The sequence below is a fragment of the Paraburkholderia kururiensis JCM 10599 = LMG 19447 genome (genome assembly GCF_003986935.1).
In the GTDB taxonomy this organism is placed as follows: domain Bacteria; phylum Pseudomonadota; class Gammaproteobacteria; order Burkholderiales; family Burkholderiaceae; genus Paraburkholderia; species Paraburkholderia kururiensis.
The window spans coordinates 262,980-278,289 of sequence record NZ_RJZE01000004.1 but is presented as its reverse complement, the minus strand read 5'-3'; the positions used below and the strand labels follow the sequence as shown (position 1 = coordinate 278,289).

Annotated in this window: 16 protein-coding genes; 4 read left to right on the top strand and 12 right to left on the bottom strand. The window is 67.3% G+C overall.

What is annotated here, in order from left to right; all coding sequences use genetic code 11:
* Positions 1-23 precede the first annotated feature (23 nt).
* On the top strand, positions 24-1,742 hold the full coding sequence (locus tag PKKP23_RS06650; RefSeq protein ID WP_208458731.1) for an AMP-binding protein: 1,719 nt from the start codon (positions 24-26) through the stop codon (positions 1,740-1,742).
* 289 nt (positions 1,743-2,031) lie between these two features.
* The gene (locus PKKP23_RS06645) at positions 2,032-3,033 is read left to right on the top strand and encodes a DUF1571 domain-containing protein (RefSeq protein WP_240658789.1); all 1,002 of its coding nucleotides are present in this window, start codon (positions 2,032-2,034) and stop codon (positions 3,031-3,033) included.
* Between the two features lie 84 nt (positions 3,034-3,117).
* Here the strand turns inward: PKKP23_RS06645 and PKKP23_RS06640 are convergent, their stop codons facing one another.
* From PKKP23_RS06640 to PKKP23_RS34025, 6 genes are all read right to left on the bottom strand, one after another.
* Complete coding sequence (locus tag PKKP23_RS06640) at positions 3,118-3,588, bottom strand: hypothetical protein (protein WP_126876282.1); 471 nt, start codon at positions 3,586-3,588, stop codon at positions 3,118-3,120.
* 44 nt (positions 3,589-3,632) lie between these two features.
* Positions 3,633-5,213 carry an FAD-binding oxidoreductase gene (locus PKKP23_RS06635; protein ID WP_126876281.1) on the bottom strand — a complete coding sequence of 527 codons (1,581 nt, stop codon included), beginning with the start codon at positions 5,211-5,213 and terminating at the stop codon, positions 3,633-3,635.
* Positions 5,214-5,376: 163 nt separating this feature from the next.
* A complete protein-coding gene (locus PKKP23_RS06630; RefSeq protein WP_126876280.1) occupies positions 5,377-5,877 on the bottom strand; it encodes a hypothetical protein in 501 nt (166 codons plus the stop codon).
* Positions 5,878-6,181: 304 nt separating this feature from the next.
* Positions 6,182-7,036 (bottom strand): anti-sigma factor family protein, encoded by an 855-nt coding sequence (locus PKKP23_RS06625; protein ID WP_240658787.1) that lies wholly within the window; start codon positions 7,034-7,036, stop codon positions 6,182-6,184.
* Positions 7,033-7,572 (bottom strand): RNA polymerase sigma factor, encoded by a 540-nt coding sequence (locus tag PKKP23_RS06620; protein ID WP_126876279.1) that lies wholly within the window; start codon positions 7,570-7,572, stop codon positions 7,033-7,035. Before PKKP23_RS06620 ends, PKKP23_RS06625 begins: the two co-directional genes overlap by 4 nt.
* Before the next feature lie 11 nt (positions 7,573-7,583).
* On the bottom strand, positions 7,584-7,724 hold the full coding sequence (locus PKKP23_RS34025; RefSeq protein WP_168724535.1) for a hypothetical protein: 141 nt from the start codon (positions 7,722-7,724) through the stop codon (positions 7,584-7,586).
* A gap of 450 nt (positions 7,725-8,174) precedes the next feature.
* Here PKKP23_RS34025 and hfq point away from each other — a divergent pair, with 450 nt between their 5' ends.
* Positions 8,175-8,663, top strand: coding sequence for an RNA chaperone Hfq (hfq, locus tag PKKP23_RS06615; RefSeq protein WP_017776577.1), 489 nt, complete (start codon positions 8,175-8,177; stop codon positions 8,661-8,663).
* Positions 8,664-8,904: 241 nt separating this feature from the next.
* Here hfq and PKKP23_RS06610 read toward each other — a convergent pair whose 3' ends face one another.
* The gene (locus PKKP23_RS06610) at positions 8,905-9,132 is read right to left on the bottom strand and encodes a hypothetical protein (RefSeq protein WP_168724534.1); all 228 of its coding nucleotides are present in this window, start codon (positions 9,130-9,132) and stop codon (positions 8,905-8,907) included.
* Between the two features lie 428 nt (positions 9,133-9,560).
* On the opposite strand from PKKP23_RS06610, the gene PKKP23_RS34020 reads away from it, so the two are divergent.
* Positions 9,561-9,737 (top strand): hypothetical protein, encoded by a 177-nt coding sequence (locus PKKP23_RS34020; RefSeq protein ID WP_168724533.1) that lies wholly within the window; start codon positions 9,561-9,563, stop codon positions 9,735-9,737.
* A 167-nt stretch (positions 9,738-9,904) separates the two neighbouring features.
* Here the strand turns inward: PKKP23_RS34020 and PKKP23_RS06605 are convergent, their stop codons facing one another.
* Genes PKKP23_RS06605 through PKKP23_RS06585 form a run of 5 tightly spaced genes read right to left on the bottom strand, consistent with a single transcriptional unit; the run spans position 9,905 to position 15,255 of the window.
* Positions 9,905-10,639, bottom strand: a complete 735-nt coding sequence (locus PKKP23_RS06605; RefSeq protein ID WP_126876278.1) for a DUF2968 domain-containing protein — start codon at positions 10,637-10,639, stop codon at positions 9,905-9,907.
* 48 nt (positions 10,640-10,687) lie between these two features.
* Positions 10,688-12,079 (bottom strand): sigma 54-interacting transcriptional regulator, encoded by a 1,392-nt coding sequence (locus tag PKKP23_RS06600; RefSeq protein WP_126876277.1) that lies wholly within the window; start codon positions 12,077-12,079, stop codon positions 10,688-10,690.
* A 9-nt stretch (positions 12,080-12,088) separates the two neighbouring features.
* Entirely contained in the window at positions 12,089-13,906 is a 1,818-nt protein-coding gene (locus tag PKKP23_RS06595; protein ID WP_275094559.1) for a TadG family pilus assembly protein, read from the bottom strand.
* 1 nt (position 13,907) lies between these two features.
* Entirely contained in the window at positions 13,908-14,309 is a 402-nt protein-coding gene (locus PKKP23_RS06590; RefSeq protein ID WP_126876275.1) for a DUF3613 domain-containing protein, read from the bottom strand.
* Positions 14,310-14,352: 43 nt separating this feature from the next.
* Entirely contained in the window at positions 14,353-15,255 is a 903-nt protein-coding gene (locus tag PKKP23_RS06585; RefSeq protein ID WP_126876274.1) for a tetratricopeptide repeat protein, read from the bottom strand.
* Between the last annotated feature and the right edge of the window lie 55 nt (positions 15,256-15,310).

Below are 15,310 nucleotides of genomic sequence, written 5' to 3'. Positions count from 1 at the left end.
TGCCCGCTGCGGGCGCCGGCTCGATGAGGCCCGCGCCCAACACCGACGGCATCTGGTATGCCTCGTATCCGTCCGACGTGCCGCACGAGATCGACGTCAACCAGTACGCGTCCATCGTCCAGTTCTTCGACGAATGCATCGAGCAGTTTCGCGAGCGCGTGGCCTACGTGAGCGTGGGCGAGGACATGACCTACGGCGAACTTGCGCGCAAGGCGACGGCGCTCGCGGCGTATCTGCAGTCCATCGGCGTGAAGCCCGGCGACCGCGTGGCCATCATGCTGCCCAACACGTTTCAGTACCCCGTGTCGCTCTTCGGCGTGCTCAAGGCGGGCGGCATCGTCGTCAACGTGAATCCGCTCTACACGGTGCGCGAGCTTGCGCATCAACTGAAGGACAGCGGCGCGCAGACCATCATCGTGTTCGAGAATTTCGCGAAGACCGTGCAGGACGCCCTGCCCGGCACGCAGGTGCGCAACGTGATCGTGACGGCGCTGGGCGACCTGCTCGCGGACGGGCTCAACCTGAAGGGCCGGCTCATCAACTTCGTGTTAAAGCGCGTGAAAAAGATGGTGCCCGAGTACCGGCTGCCCGGCGCGGTGCGGCTGCTCGATGCGCTCGCGCTCGGCTACAGCCGCCCGCACACGCCCGTGCAGGCAGGCCACGACGACATCGCGTTCCTGCAATACACGGGCGGCACCACGGGCGTGGCGAAGGGTGCGATGCTCACGCATCGCAACATCATCGCCAATCTGCTGCAGGCGAAGGCGTGGTCCGCGGGTCAGCTCACGGGCGAAGTGGAAACGGTGCTCACGCCGCTGCCGCTCTATCACATCTACTCGCTCACGGTGAACGCACTCATCTTCATGGGACTCGGCGGCCGCAACATCCTGATTGCGAATCCACGCGACACAGCGCGCGTGATGAAGATCATCCGCCACGAGAAGTTCACGGGCATCACCGCGGTCAATACGCTCTACAACGCGTTCCTCGACAACGAGGAATTCCGCAAGCGCGACTTCTCCGGCCTCAAGCTCGCCATGGCGGGCGGCATGGCCACGCAGAAGGCCGTGGCCGAGCGCTTCAAGGCCGTGACGGGCAAGCCGATCATCGAAGGCTACGGGCTCACGGAATGCTCGCCCATCGTCGCGATGAACCCCGTGGATCTGTCGAACCTGCACGACTTCGAAGGCTCGATCGGCGTGCCGGCGCCCTCCACCCAGGTGCGTTTCAGGAAGGACGACGGCAGTTGGGCCAACATCGGCGAGCCGGGCGAGTTGTGCGTGAAGGGTCCGCAGGTCATGAAGGGCTACTGGAACCGCCCCGACGAAACGGCGAAGGTGTTCGACGAAGACGGCTGGCTCGCAACGGGCGACATCGGCGTGATGGATGCGCGCGGCTTCATCCGGCTCATCGACCGCAAGAAGGACATGATTCTCGTCTCCGGCTTCAACGTGTATCCGAACGAAGTGGAAGACGTGATCGCGATGCATCCCGACGTGCGCGAAGTGGCGGCCATCGGCGTGCCCGATCCCGCGCACGGCGAACACGTGAAGGTGTTCGTGGTGCGGCGCGACCCGTCGCTCACGGCCGAGGCGGTGATCCAGTTCAGCCGCAAGCACCTGACAGGCTACAAGGTGCCGAAGGAAGTGGAGTTCCGCGAGTCGCTGCCGCAGACCAACGTGGGCAAGATCCTGCGCCGCGAATTGCGCGACGAGGAATTGCGGAAGCAAACGCGCGGCTGAACCGTTTACTCTTCCATTTGCCGGCGCCGAGGAGCCTGTGGCGGCTCCTCTCGCCCAACATGGAGAGTGAACGATGAAGCATCCACTGGCGGCAGGGCGTGGCCACGCCTTGCTTGCGTTTGTCTTGCAGGGGTTGTGGGGGCGTGGTGATGTTGGGGCCGCTGCCGGAGTTGACGGGGTTGCCGCTGAAGCAGCCAGGGGTTCGTCGCGCAGTGGCGTTGCTGCACTGACCCGGCATATCGGCGCGCGTGTCGCCGCGTTCGCTACCGCGGTGGCGTTGGCGGTGACCATGGCAGTGCCCGCCGCGTTGGCGCCGGTGCCCGCAGCCCTGGCTGCCGAGTCGGCCGGCGAGCATGCAGTCGCTGCTCAAACCGCAAGCGACGCGGACTCAAACGCAGAAGCAGACGCAGGCAGCGCGAACGCTTCCGCCGATGCCCCGGCGAACGCCACCGCCGAAGTGGCCGCAACGGCACTGCCGCCTACCTCCCCCACCTCGCCCCGTATCGCCAACGTGCCGCCCGGCGAGGCCGGCAAGCTCGCGCCCGACGCGCAGGTCGCCTGGCTCGTGCACGCCGCGAAGAGCGGTCTGCTCGAAAAGCTCGACGACGGCCAGCTCGTCTCGCTGTTCGAATCGCTCGATCCGCTCACGCTGCCGCGCTATCTCGCCACCGGTTCGGGCGGCTACTCCTCCTGCGAATTCACGATGTGGCGCAGCGAACGCGTGCGCGGCATCTGGCCGGGCAAGCCCGATCACATGCTGGTGCGCCTCACGCACGAGCCGCTGCGCATCTACGCGAAGTGGCTGCCCGACGGCGCACACGCAGGCCAGGAGGTGCTTTACGACGCGTCGAAGCGCCGCGACGAAATGTACGGCCACCTGGGCGGCCTGCTCAACGTGATGCCGCTATGGGCCTCGCTTGATGGCGTGCTCGCGCGTGCGCAGTCGAACCATCGCGTGACCGATCTGGGCACGGCGTTCATCGTTCATCAGTACCTCACAGAAGGCAGGAAGTTCGCCGAGGCGGGCATCACGCACCCGAGCCAGATCGAAGTGAAGACGATGAACGGCGTGCGCGTGGTCGCGTTCACGTGGGAGACGCCGACGGGCCGGCCCGCGTTCTACGCCAAGAAGGAAGTGCTCGGGCTCGACCTGCGGCATCCGTGGTTTCGCACCATCGAGTCCTACGACAACGACGGCAGGATTTTCGAGCGCATCGTGTTCGAACACATTTCGCCGAAGACCTTCGACGACCTCACGTTCGACCCGAAAAATCCGGAGTACCGGTTTTGAGTGAAGGCAACAGTACCGACGTGTCGTGACAGAAGACACCACGGCCACGCGGCTCGCTGCGCGCGCAATAACGCTTAATAACGCTTATGAAGCCACGATCGTGAACCACACGTGTTCATCGAGCCCACTGCGCAGATCGTCGCGTCGTACGCCGCCCAGGGTCTCGCTGTGCACATGCCATCTGAAGCTGCGCTGCATGTGCGCGAGCCGCGAGAGCACGAAGAAATCCGCAGGCCGCGTGAAGCCGACCAACGTCCACGGCTCGCGCGGCAGGCTCTGCGCGCGCATCAAGTCGGGCATCAAGTCGGGCAGCAACACGCCGTACCACGCCTCGGCGATGTCCTCGCCGACCGGCACGCAAGACAGCCGGTCCAGCGCGGCGTAACCCGTCGACCCCGCGTCGCGCACATAGCGCGCGAACCCGTGTTTCGCCACCAGCGCCTCGTCGAACAGGACCATGGCACGGGCCTTGCCCGCCGCCCGCACCGTCCACGGCGGCAGGCACAGGCCGGCAGCAAGCCCTCCTCCTGTCATCACGAACCTGCGTCTGTCCACGTCGCCCCTTCTTTTGTCCCTGCGTTTGCCTGCTCTCTGCCCGTTCATGTATAGCCGCGTGCGCCGCGCCACGCGCGCGGCCACACGCCCTGCTTGCCCGGCGACAGCACGCCTTGCGGATCGAGTGCGTCCTTGATCGTTTCGGCAAGGCGCAGCAGCGCCCCGTCGTTGAAGCTGTACTGCGCGGCGGCGAAGTCCATCCACGCGAGATGCGAGCGATACACGCCGTAGCCCGCGGCGCGCGCGTCGCTCATCAACGCGCGCATGAGGTCGCTTGCCTGTTGCGTGAGGAGCGCGTCGCCGGACGGGAAGATCCCCGAGAAAATGTGATGCAGGTGCCGCCCGCCCGCGGTGAAGCCGCCGTAGTAGTCGAAGCCGTATTCGGCGGCGCGCGTCTTGACGAGCGTGTACTGGCGCATGGCGTCGCCGCCTGTTGCGGGACAGAGCGGCGAAAAATCCACGTGCGCACCCGTGCCGCCGCGCCAGTCGAGCATGCGAAAGGCGCTCATCGCAGGAATGCCCGCGCGGTTGCGGGCGCCGCCCGCCGTGGGCTGTTCGTCGCCGCTGTACTTCGTCACGATGAACCGCGCGTCGCGCACGGACGCGAACGCGCGCTCGACGATGCGGTACTGCGCGGCCATCACTTCCGGTTCGCCGTAGAGCCCGAAATGCAGGTTCCAGCGGCCCACGCCGAGTTGCTTCGTCATCGACGCCACGACGCTCTCCGGCATGGCGCCGGGCCCGTCGTACCAGTGCTCGCGCGGCGAGAGGCCCGCGGCGCGGCGAATCGCACCTTCTATCACGGCATGCTGGCCGATCGTGCCCGCGAGTTGCAACGGCCGCAGCGTCTCGACGAGCGGCGCGAGATCGTCCTCGCGCGGAAACTGCACTTCGACGATCCAGTACGCGGGCGGCGCCGGCATCAGCCACACGCCGAGCTTCGTCACGATGCCGTAGTTCGACTGCATGAAGAGCGGATCGAACTGCGGACCGTAGCCGTATCGATAGAGCTGCCAGGCCGTGCCGGTATCGATGCCGCCCATGCCGGTGCGCACCACGTCGCCGTTCGCGAGCACCACTTCCATGCCGCACTGCGTGGCCGCGTGATCGCCGTAGGGCGTGTAGCCGAAGCCGCGTTCGAGCGTGTTGCCCATCACGCTGCCCCAACCCGCGGCGGGCGGGTCGGTCCAGAGCCGGTAGCCGTGCGTGCGCAGATGCTGGTACAGGTCGAAGTAGCTGACGCCCGGCTCCACGAGCGCATAGCCGAGCGGCTCGTTGACTTCGAGAATACGGTTCATCCGCTGCAGATCGAGCACCACGGAGCCCGCCAGACGCGGCGCTGCGCCGCCGTAGCCGTAGTTGCGGCCCGTCGAGACGGTCCACAGCGGCACGCCATATTCGTTGGCGACGCGCAGAACGGCGCGCACTTCATCGACGGACGCCGGCGTGAGCACGGCCGACGCGGTGAACGCGCGCTCGCCGTCGCCCGGCGCGAACGGGTCGGCGTAGCGCGCGAGTTCGGCGGCCGTGGTCGACACCTGGTTCGCACCGACGATGGCGCCGAACGCGGCAAGGGCCTGCGCAAAGCGCGCGGCGGAAACATGGGGTGGCAAGGTGGGCGTCATGTTGCGCGGCAGCGGTTGGGTCTCGTCGGGTTTCGTCGGATCTCGTCTGGTTTCGTCATTCACGCTCGGGCCGACTGGGTATGGGGTCCTGAGTGCGGGGCGCATCGGCGGCGCCTTCATCGGCACCCCCATCGGCGCCCCCATCGGCGCGCCTCGGCGTATTTCAACGCCTCCCGCCGCCCATGCCGCCATGCATGCCGCCGCCGGCCCAGGCATGCATGCCGCCGCTGTGGAATCCACCGCCATGAAAGCCGCCATGGTCGTGAAAACCGTGGTCGTGAAAACCGCCGCCATGGAACCCGTGAGGGTGGTGATGAAAGCCGTCGAAGAATACGAATCCGCCGCCCACCACCGTGACAGGCGCGGCGCCGTACCACCCGTCATCATAGTAGTCGGCGTAGTCCGCATAGGGGCCCGGATAGACGACCGTGGCTTGCGGACTGGCGTCCGTGCGCCACGTGCCGTCCGGCTGGCGGCAGGCGGTGCCGCGCACGGTGTGCGGCTGGCCGTCTATCTCGGCTGTCGTCGTGATGGTGCGGCACAGCGTGTCGTTTAGCGGCACGGCTGCCACGGGTGGCAGGGTCTCGCTCGGCGGCGGCACGGCGCAGCCGTACAGCGTCGCGGCGAGAGCGAATCCCAGAGTACGAGCAAAGGTATTCGGCATGACGTTCGTCCTGCAAACAGGACCGCCAACGGGCACGCGTCTGCATGCGCAGGCCATGCAACGCCGTCGACGGTTGAGTCTTGCAACGGCCCGCGCCTGTCGTCGGCGCACGGCTGGCGAGCTTGGCTTCGGCGTGGCTTCGGCTGCGCTGCCTGCCTGAAGCAACGTCGCGAAGGCACCTTCGCGTCGGGACGGTCGTGCGCCGTGAGGCGGGGTCTGCACGTTGTAAACGCCTCGCCGGGGTCACGCTATTCCGGCAGCGCAGCGCGGCCGTTGCGGGCCCTATTACGCGATGTTTCGCGGCTCACCACTGTTCGGGCTTGCCGCCGAGCGCGGTGCAGACGTCCACGGCGATGGCATGCAGGCGGCCTTCGGGAAGCTGGCCGGAGAGCGCATAGCCGGTGCGGTCGGTAATCCAGTAGATGGTGCGCCGCTCGCCTTCGCGCAACGTGCGCAGCGCGGCCGCCTGGTTCGCGGCGCCCGTGACGTAAAGCGTGAGACGCGTGCCGGCGGCGTTCTCGTACATGAACTGCGCAGCCGGGCCGGTGTCGCCCGGCAGCAGACGGCCACCCACGAGCGTGTAGCCGTAATCGCCGAGCGACGGGACGGAGAGCGGCCGGTCGAGCCGCTTCGAAAGCCAGGCGACGAGCTGTGCCTGATCGTCCGCCCCCACTTCCACGGGGTGGCGGCGCTCCGGCGAATAGACTGCGTAGGCCACGTCGGCGCGCTGCGCGAACGCGGCGGGCTTGCCGTAGCCGTCGTGATGTTCGAAGAGCGGCGGAACGAGCGCGGCGAGCGTCATGGCAAGTCCCGCGCCCGCGACGAGCCAGCACGCCGCCAGCCCCGCGCGCTGCCACCACGGCGCGCGTGCGCGCAGCACTACATAGGCCGTTTCACTGCCCGATTCGTATGCCGCTTCACCCGACTGCGCCGCACACAGCGCGCGCAACGCGTTTCTCTGCGCGCGGTACGCGGCTACGCGGCTCACGGCTGCGGGATCGGCGGCCAGTCGCGTCTCGATCTCCGTGCGCGCGCGCTCTGGCAGTTCCGCATCGACGAACGCGGACAACGCCTGCAAGGTGCGGGCATCGAGCGCGTCGGCGGGCGGATCGGCGTGGTTGGTGTGGCCCCGGCCCTGGCTGTGGTCGTCGTTGTTCATCGCGAATTGCTCACTACGGTCAACGTACAGGGCCGCGCCGCGGGCCCGGCGGCGAGCAGCATGCGCAGATGCTCGCGTGCGCGAGAGAGCCGCGACATCACCGTGCCGGCCGGCACGCCGAGCACGGCGGCCGCCTCGCTATAGCTGAGTTCCTCCACGCCGACGAGCAGCAACACCTCGCGCTGCTCGACGGTCAGGCAGTACAGCGCGCGCTCCACATCGCGCAGCACGAGTCCATCCACCTCGCTGCGCGGCGCTTCCAGGTTGCGCCAGGGCGCGCTTTCGTCATCGACGGCGAACTCGCGGCGGCCGCGCAGCTGATCCACATAGAGGTTGCGCAGAATCGTGAACAGCCACGCGCGCAGATTGCTATGCGGACGAAACGCGGACCAGCGCGAAAGCGCTCGCTCGGCGGTGTCCTGCACGAGGTCGTCGGCCCATGCCGGATCGCCCGTCAGGGCACGTGCGTAACGGCGCACCTGCGGCAACCAGCTGACGACTTCAGATTCGAAATCCTGCGGCGGACGGCGAAGCACATCGCGGCTCGTCAATAACCGCCGCTGCTGCCGCTCGACTGGCCGCTGCTGCTGGAGTTCATGTCGCTGCCGGTCGAGCACGCCGTGGCAAGCGAGGACAGCGCGAGCGCGCAGAGCATCACGAGAAGAGAGAAAAGGCGTGGCGATTTCATGTGTCGTCTCCGAAAGACGTCTCGCGGCAGGCGGCGGCAAAGCCGCACGCCACGATGGCGGTGGGCAAGGGAGGCAGCCGCAGATGCGCTACCTGTCACCTGAACGCGCGGGCAAACACATTTATTCCAGGCAAGCCGTTTTTCTTCCGGCGGCGCACGGCCGGATGGCATGCGCGGACGCTCATCGCGGGCACGACCTAAACCGATGCCGCGGACACAGGCAAGCGCAAGCGACAAGACACGCCACTCGCGCCGGTCGGCAGGCGGTCCAGAGGCGCTCGGTTCGTAACGAGACGTAACATGACGCTCTCGTAGTGCGCAGGCCGGCGCAAGCGTCTATAGTGGGCGTGTTTTGTCCAGTCAGCGCGCGCTCGCCCTACACAGGGTAGAATCGCGGCGAGCAATCGTTTTCCCATTACTGCGGCGTTGCGCCGCCCGCCTCGAACATCCATGCCTTCCGCAGAATCGCATCCGCAAAACGACTTCATGAACGCCGCGCGCAAGGAACGCAAGCGCGTGGAGATTTACCTCGTCAACGGCATTCGCCTGACGGGTTGCATCGAGTCGTTCGATCAGTACCTGGTGATGCTGCGCACGCCCGTCGGCCTGCAAGGCATTTACAAGCGCGCCATTTCCACCATCCAGCTCGATACGGGCACGCGCCCCGGGCCGCGCACGGGCCGCCCGTCGCACGGCGAGCATGGCAGCACCCGTGGCCCGCACGGCATGCATGGTCCGCGTGAATCGCGCGAACCACGCGACGCGCAAGGCACGGGCGGCACGCCCTCGCCCGGCGGCGAGCGCACGTCGTCGTCCGAAGGACCGGTGGTCGTGACGCGCCGCCGGCGGCTCTACGGCAACGCCGGCAACGGCGGTCATGGCGATACGGGCAACGGCGGCCACGGGGACGGTGGCGGCAACTCCGGCGGCCACGAGTAATCAAGACCGGCTGAGCGCCCGACGCTTCGTTGTGAGCTGTCGTGTCGTGTTGCGCGGCACGACGTACATCGCCCAAGGGCGCCCGAATGCGGCGCCCTTTGCACACATGGGCGCGACGCCCTGCGCTCTCCAAACGATGATGGTTCTACAGCGGGCCCAATGCGGCCGGCGGCGCGGATTGTTTTGTACACCACCGCCACCGACCCCGACGCGCGCTGGGCACGGCGCGGCGCCCGCGGCGCTAAGCGGGCACGTTGTCGAGCCGCGCGAGCAGCATTTCGAGCCGTCTGTCCTGTTGCTGCGTGAGTTCGAAGTCGGTCTTGACGGCCAGCACCCGGCGGCGCCAGTAGCCGGCGCTCAGCGGCCGGCGCATAGGCTGGCGCGTGGCCCATTCCAGATGTTCCAGCTCGGCCTCGACCAGATGCGAGGCGTGGATGCGCCGCATCCTTTCCCTTCGGGCTGTTTCCATGTACGTGCACCTTGTTTGTGTGCGGAGAAAGAGCACGATGCGTGCCGCATCCGCGACACTCCGAAGACGAATGTCGTAGCGGGAAATTGTAGAAATGTGGCGACCTGTGGCAGCCTCTACAAGGCTAGTACAGTCGTAACCTTAACGTAAGAACTGGCGGCCACTTTTGCGTCTGGACAAATTGCGAAAAGAGATCGCAAGTGCCACTCGCTGCCCACGATAAACGTGCAGCGTGACATTTGCGTTTGGCTTTCATCGGACGGTTCAATGCAGGGCGAGCCGAGGGCACGTCGAGGCTGCGTCGAGGCTGCGTCGAGGCTGCGTCGATAGATGCCGGGCTTTAGCGTGACGAGCCTGGCCGAAGCGCCTCGCACCCGCGCACGGTTGAACTATCCTTCTCAGGATCAGCCGATGCCCCGGAGAACGCCATGACGAAGCCCGCTCCCTCCACGCCGCAGCCTGGCAGGCCGCAACCCGACGCGGCACATCCCGTCGAGCCGGCGGACGAGCGGCTCGACGAGGCGCTCGAAGAAACCTTCCCTGCCAGCGACCCGATTGCGGTCGACCCCACGGAACCGGAGGACAAGGGGAAGAACAAGACGTAGGCAAGCGGCACGGCGCGAATCGCGCAACGACACTGCGAGCACGCTCGCCCACACGCGCCTGAAGCAGGCACAAAAGGCGCACCGAACGGCGCGCCGGAAGCCGGCACATACTGAAGCTGGCTGCGGCGCACCGCCGCAGCCGTCATGCTCGTCGCAAACGCCGCGAATCAGTGCGTCGGCAAGCCGCTTTCCAGCTGACGCTGGAGCTCGCGCACCTGGTGCTGGGTCGCACGCAGCTGGTCCTGCGCCGCGGCCTTCTGGTTCTGCAGCGCACTCGCCTGCTGGCGGGTTTCCTTCTGCTGGGTCGCCACAGCAGCCTGCTGCTGGCGCGCCACCGAAAGGTCGGCCTCGAGGCGGTTTGCGCGCACCTGCTGCAAGGCAATCAGGCGCTCGGTGAACGCCTTCTGCGCTTCGAGCCGCGTGCGGCGAATCTCGACGTCCGACAGCTGTACCGTCTGCCGCGCGAAATCGCGGTAGATGGCTTCTGCACGGGTTTCGTCGGTGGTCTTGATGACGCGCCAGAAGGTCTTCTGCTGGAACAGCGCGACGTAGTACGTCATCTCTTTGGCGTAGAACAGGAGGCTCGCGCCGTAGCTGCCGTTGTAGGTGGTGCGCAGTTCGGCCAGGTCAGGGCCGTGGATCATACGTTGCAGTTCCGCCACATTGCCGCCGTCCGTCGCGGAATCGTTTGCGCTGGCAGCCGCAGTGGAAGACGCGGCGGCCGGCGTGACCACCGGCAAGGGCGCCGGTACTGCCGGCTGGGACTCTACTGCCCCTGCCGTCCCCGCACTCCCCGTTGCCCCGCTCTCAGCCGGTGCGGTTTGCGCGCAGCCGGCTTGCACTCCCCCGATTGTCAACATCGCGACGAGCGCGATCTGTCGAAGTTTTGACTTCTGGTCCATGTAACCCCTGCTCGAACAGTTTTAGTTTTAACAATTCGGGGGTCATTATTACTCAGTTTCCCGGCTTTCGGGTTCCTCCTCGAAAATTTGGTACTTCCGCATCTTTTCCCACAACACCTTGCGGCTGATGCCGAGATGCTGCGCCGTGTCCTGGCGGCGCCAGCCGTTCGCGTCAAGGGCCGCGAGCACCCGGTTGCGTTCGGCCATGTCCCACTTGCTGCGGTCCACCAGCACCTCGGCGACGCTTTCGGCGGGCACGGGCTGGGTGCTACGCACGAGCGCGAGCAGCCGCTGCAGGCGCGCCGCGTCCCATGAGCCGACCTGGCGCACCGTCACGCCGATCCGTTCGGCCAGGTTGCGCAACTCCCGCACGTTGCCGGGGAAGTACATGTCCGCGACGGCGTCCGCGAGCCAGTAAGGCAGGTCGGGCAGCGCCGCGAGCCGCTCGGCGCCCACCACCGTCGCGATGAACGCCTTGAAGAGCGCGATCTTGTCCACCGCGCCGCGCTCCTCCAGCGAGGGCACCTTGAGTTCGATCACGGCGAGCCGGTAGTAAAGATCGGCGCGGAAGGCCCCGTCTTTCACGAGTTGCGGCAGGTTCTTGTTGGTCGCCGCGACCAGCCGGAAGTCCACCTTGACCGCCGCCGGAGAGCCGATGCGCGTCACCGCGCCGTCCTCGAGCACGCGCAGCAGCTTCACCTGCTGGTAGAGCGGCAGGTCGCCGATCTCGTCGAGAAAAAGCGTGCCGCCGTCGGCCTGTTCGAAATAGCCCTTGTGTGCCACCACCGCGCCCGTGAACGAGCCTTTTGCGTGGCCGAAGAACAGCGACTCGAAGAGGCCGTCGGGAATGGCCCCGCAGTTCACGGCGATGAACGGCCCCTTGCCGTAGCGCGTGTGCTTCTCGTGCAACAACTGCGCGATGCGCTCCTTGCCCACGCCGGTTTCGCCGTGCACGAGCACGCTCGTTTCGCAATCCGCGAAGGTGTCCACTTCGTGCAGCAGCGCCTGCATGCATTCGGAGCTGGCCACGAGCGCGTCCGATGCGGCCGTTTGCGCCGAATGCGCGCGCAGCTGCAGCGCGAGCTTCGAGATCATGCCGCGCAGTTCGGCGCAGGTGAAATCGAGCGGCAGGATGTGCGAATACTCGGCCGGGTACATGGCGGGATCGTGGTCGCGCGGCGCCTGGCCGACCCACACCACGGGCATGCCGTGCGCCGCCTGCCAGTCGCGCAGCACGAGCGCGCCCGAGTCGATCACGCTCACGCTGATGATGGCAAGCGACGGACGCAGCGCCGAGCGCTCCGGCGAGATGGCGATGTCGTCGGCGCGGATCACTTCGACGTCGAAGCTGGCCATGCAGCGGGCAACCCGGTCGACGATGTCCGCCTTGCCTTCCCAGACGTAGACGTCGAGTTCCTCGATTTTGGTGGGGGTTCTCATGGGTGGGTGTCAATAAACCAGTTGAGCCTCGCCGCACGACAGACCGCTGTCGTGCACGGTGGCGACGCCGAGCTGCACGCCGAGCAGTTGCAGCAGCGGCACGAGCAGCACGTCGAGCGAATCCAGAACAGGCGCGAGCGCCTTGACAAGCAGGTCGAGCAGCGGCGCGAGCACGACGCCGACCACGGACGTGACGTTCACGCCGTTGAGCGTCGCGTAGATCGAATTCGGCAGTTGCGTGGCCAGTTGCGTCAGCAGGCCGCCCGCCGCGCTGCCCAGTGCGTTCGAATTGACGGACTGGTAGTCGTCGCTGTCGCCGACCACGCCGTTGAAGTTGAGCGAGGTGTAACCCGTGGTCGATGGGGCAAGCTGAAGCTGCAGCCCCGTCTTGTTGGTCGGGTCGCCGACGTTGACGGTCACGCTCAGAGCCGCGGGCGGGATGCCCACCGTCAGCGTCGTCACGGCGGCAGGCTGCGTGCAGCTGGACGGCTGGCTGTAGTTCGTGAAGTTCGCGGCGGCGTTGCCGCCCACGCACACGCCCAGCACGCCGGGCTGCACGCCGATCGTGCTCTGGCTCGTGGCCCGCGACGCCGTGCAGCGCGTGCTTTCCAGCCGCGCGTTGCCGGTGCCGCCCGTTTCGAGGTAGACGGGCAAATTCAGCGCCGTCAGATTGACGAGCCCGAGATCGATGTTGAGCAGGCTCACGTCGAGATAGAGCCGCACCTCGGCCGAATGCGCCGTGGTGCGCCAGTTGCCGGCGGCGTCCTGTCCCGCCTCGCCCACCGCGATCACGGGCGGCTCCAGGATGCGGGCCTGCGCCGTGACGTTGGCGAGCGGCCCAAGGTTCAGTGCCGCGCCCAGATTGATGGTGGATTGGCCGTTGGCGATCTCGGCGGCCACGAGCAGCATGTCGAGCGGATTGACGGTGGCCGACGCGGCGGACTGCGCATCCGCGAGCCCCACGGCCAGCAGCGGATTGCCCGCGCCCGCGCTGCTGCCGATGTTGATCGACGGTCCCGAAGGAATCGACGCAGCGAGCGAGCCAAGCGCGCTCGTGGCACTGGCGCTCGCCACGTTGCTGGCCGCGAGCGCAGTCACCATGGCGCGGGCGAGATCGCGCACCTGGATCTGCGTGGCGAGCAGCTCGCTCACCGAAGCGGCGCCCACGGCGGCTGCGAGATCGCCCAGCTTGATCTGCGCGGAGGCGAGCGCCTGGTACGAGGCAACGTCGAGATTGAGGCTCGTGCCGAGCAAGGCGCCCAGCAAGCTGTTCAGCAGGCCGCCCTGGAGCGTCGCGAGCGTAGTGGTGAGCGAGAACGTGCCGATGTTGGTGGATTGCGCGATGGCAGTGGCCTGCACCTCGCGCGCAGGCCCGACGAAGAAGTACGGCACCTGGCGCGCCACCGTCACCTGCACGGCGTTGAGCGGTGCGCCCATGGTGCCGAAGTACGGCTGCAACGTGTTCGACGACGGATCCCAGCGCCCGCAGGTCACCGTGATGGTGCCCGTGGACGGCAGGCCGTTCACCTGGGTGGCGTTCGCTTGCGCCGAAGCCGTGGCGCCCGCGCATCCCGTTGCGCCCGACATCGTCTGCGCGCCCGCGATGGCGGCCATGTCCGCGACGCGCTGCAACGTGCGTCGGGCGAAGTAGACGTTGCCCACGTCGATGGCGCCGAGCGCCGCTACCGCCACGAGCATCCACGCAAGGCCGAGGATCGCGACCGAGCCGCGTTGTCGTTGTTTCCGCGGCCCGCGGCGAGGCGCGCGCAGAGCGGCCCGACGACGGACGCCGGAAGGGACACGACGACGAATGCAGCCAGTGAGCATGTCAGTTCGACGGCGGCGTGCCGCCGTACCCCACGAGCACGCCTGCGCCGTTGCCGCCCTGGCCCATCGACGAGTCGAAGCGTTCCGGTATCTTCGACTTGAACGATTCGAGATAGCGCTGGTAAGCCAGCGTCGCTTCGGCGCCGAGCGTGGGTTGCGCGGGCGCGGCCGCGGCGTTGCTGCGCTGGAGTGCGAGCCAGGCCGCGGCGGCGTGGCCGATTTCGCTGGCCTTGATGGCGGCCGGCGCCTGCGCCTCGGCAACACGGGGGCTCTCCTGGGCCTGAGCCGTACCGACGACGAGCCACGGCGCGAACGCAAAAGCGAACGCAGACGCAAAAAGCGCCGACGCCCAGGAGCGCGGCACACCAGCCGCCCCATGCGCGCGCCGATCAGTGGTCTTCATGTTTTCCTCCCTGCCTTCGTTCTTTCCCCGCCGCATGCCTTCGCTATTGCGAGAAGCGCTGCAAGAGCCGCGGCGATACCTCGATGCCCGACTGGCCCGACTGGCCCATCTGCATGCTCGCCATCGGCATGGTCTCGCCAACAGCCGGTCGTTCGATACTGCCCGTGTCCGCACGGCCTGCACTGCCCGTCTCCGACAGATGCGCACGTGCCGCGGCGCGCTGGCGCAGCCGGCTCGCCTGCGCGACCTTCGCGGCGTCGCTGCGGATCGCCGCGCGCACCTCGGGCGCGATGTTCTGCTGCTTCATCACGGCCTGCGCTTCGGCGTTCTGTCCATCCGCGACGAGAAACAGCACCACGTTGCTCACAATCTTCGGATTGTGCTGATCGAGTTCCGCGGCCTTCATCAACGGCACGCGCGCGCCCGTTACGTCGCCGCTGCGCAGCAGCGCATAGCCGAGATCGGAAAGCGTGGACGCATCCGTGGGCGCAAGGCGCACCGCCTCCTGAAGCTCCGTGGCCGCACGCGTGAAGTCGCCCGCCCCGCCCGCCAGCAAACCCAGTCCGCGATGCCCGCGCGCCGCAAGCGGCGTGGCGAGCAGTTGCCGGTAGGCGTCCGCGCTTGCCGCCGGCTGACCCGTGGCACGCAACGCATCGGCGCGCAGCAGGATCGACTCGGGCGACGCGCCGTACTGCTTCTCGTAGGCGTCGATGTGTGCGAGCGACGCGTAATAGAGCCCCTGCGCCTGCATCCGGTCGATGAGGCCCAGGTACATGCCGGGCGTGTCGGGCTTATCGGACGCGGCCTGGCTCGCCTGCTGCAGCTTCGCCTCCCGTTCGGCCTGCGCGCCCACGCCGTAGCCCTGCTCCTTGAACGCGCAGGCGCCCAGCAGTGCAACGGCGGCCAGCGCGAGCGTACGGCGCAGCGTCTCGCTGACGTGGTTCATGACGCTTCCTTCATGGCGCGGTTCCCCTTGTTCCTTCCCGTTCATTTCCATGTGC

Coding starts and splice junctions, on each gene's coding strand:
- PKKP23_RS06610 (WP_168724534.1), bottom strand. CDS start 9,132: ATGGAAACAGCCCGAAGGGAAAGGATGCGGCGCATCCACGCCTCGCAT.
- PKKP23_RS06650 (WP_208458731.1), top strand. CDS start 24: ATGAGGCCCGCGCCCAACACCGACGGCATCTGGTATGCCTCGTATCCG.
- PKKP23_RS06595 (WP_275094559.1), bottom strand. CDS start 13,906: ATGCTCACTGGCTGCATTCGTCGTCGTGTCCCTTCCGGCGTCCGTCGT.
- PKKP23_RS34020 (WP_168724533.1), top strand. CDS start 9,561: ATGACGAAGCCCGCTCCCTCCACGCCGCAGCCTGGCAGGCCGCAACCC.
- PKKP23_RS06600 (WP_126876277.1), bottom strand. CDS start 12,079: ATGAGAACCCCCACCAAAATCGAGGAACTCGACGTCTACGTCTGGGAA.
- PKKP23_RS34025 (WP_168724535.1), bottom strand. CDS start 7,724: ATGAAATCGCCACGCCTTTTCTCTCTTCTCGTGATGCTCTGCGCGCTC.
- PKKP23_RS06625 (WP_240658787.1), bottom strand. CDS start 7,036: ATGAACAACGACGACCACAGCCAGGGCCGGGGCCACACCAACCACGCC.
- PKKP23_RS06590 (WP_126876275.1), bottom strand. CDS start 14,309: ATGAAGACCACTGATCGGCGCGCGCATGGGGCGGCTGGTGTGCCGCGC.
- hfq (WP_017776577.1), top strand. CDS start 8,175: ATGCCTTCCGCAGAATCGCATCCGCAAAACGACTTCATGAACGCCGCG.
- PKKP23_RS06605 (WP_126876278.1), bottom strand. CDS start 10,639: ATGGACCAGAAGTCAAAACTTCGACAGATCGCGCTCGTCGCGATGTTG.
- PKKP23_RS06635 (WP_126876281.1), bottom strand. CDS start 5,213: ATGACGCCCACCTTGCCACCCCATGTTTCCGCCGCGCGCTTTGCGCAG.
- PKKP23_RS06630 (WP_126876280.1), bottom strand. CDS start 5,877: ATGCCGAATACCTTTGCTCGTACTCTGGGATTCGCTCTCGCCGCGACG.
- PKKP23_RS06585 (WP_126876274.1), bottom strand. CDS start 15,255: ATGAACCACGTCAGCGAGACGCTGCGCCGTACGCTCGCGCTGGCCGCC.
- PKKP23_RS06645 (WP_240658789.1), top strand. CDS start 2,032: ATGGCAGTGCCCGCCGCGTTGGCGCCGGTGCCCGCAGCCCTGGCTGCC.